This window comes from Vibrio sp. OPT46, from assembly GCF_015163535.1.
GTDB classification, from domain to species: Bacteria; Pseudomonadota; Gammaproteobacteria; order Enterobacterales; family Vibrionaceae; genus Vibrio; species Vibrio alginolyticus.
On sequence record NZ_JADDYG010000397.1, the window covers coordinates 18,124 to 18,821 of the forward strand.

The following is a 698-nucleotide window of genomic DNA, read 5'->3' on the forward strand; positions in this document are numbered from 1 at the left end:
CTATCAGGAGCTACGCTCACTAGTAATGGTGTTCAACACACATTTGACTTCTGGTTAGGTGATATGGGCTTTGGTCCTTTCCTAGCAAAAGTTCGTGACGGAGAACTTAACTAATGTCTAGTGCACAAAACGTTAAAAAGAGCATTCTAGCGCCAGTATTGGATAACAACCCAATCGCGCTACAAGTTCTTGGTGTATGTTCTGCTCTTGCAGTAACAACTAAACTAGAAACAGCTTTTGTAATGACACTAGCGGTAACATTTGTAACTGCGTTGTCTAACTTCTCTGTTTCATTGATCCGTAACCACATTCCTAACAGTGTGCGTATCATCGTTCAGATGGCAATCATCGCATCGTTAGTAATCGTGGTAGACCAAGTGCTAAAAGCTTACCTATACGATATCTCTAAACAGCTATCTGTATTCGTTGGTCTGATTATCACTAACTGTATCGTAATGGGTCGTGCTGAAGCATTCGCAATGAAGTCTGCGCCAGTACCATCTCTTATTGACGGTATTGGTAATGGTCTAGGTTACGGCTTCGTTCTTATCACTGTAGGTTTCTTCCGTGAGCTATTTGGCTCAGGCAAACTATTTGGTCTAGAAGTTCTACCTCTAGTGAGCAACGGTGGTTGGTACCAGCCTAACGGCCTAATGCTACTAGCACCATCAGCATTCTTCCTAATCGGCTTCCTTATC

The 698-nt window shown here is 42.8% G+C and carries 1 protein-coding gene and 1 pseudogene; both read left to right on the forward strand.

The window, feature by feature from the left end; translation table 11 throughout:
- Positions 1-114, forward strand: a pseudogene (locus IQR33_RS35895) (Na(+)-translocating NADH-quinone reductase subunit C); the annotation flags it as partial.
- Positions 114-698, forward strand: a 585-nt coding sequence (locus IQR33_RS18175) for an NADH:ubiquinone reductase (Na(+)-transporting) subunit D (RefSeq protein WP_193843908.1), incomplete at its 3' end; no start/stop codon positions are given. The pseudogene IQR33_RS35895 and the gene IQR33_RS18175, both read left to right, overlap by 1 nt.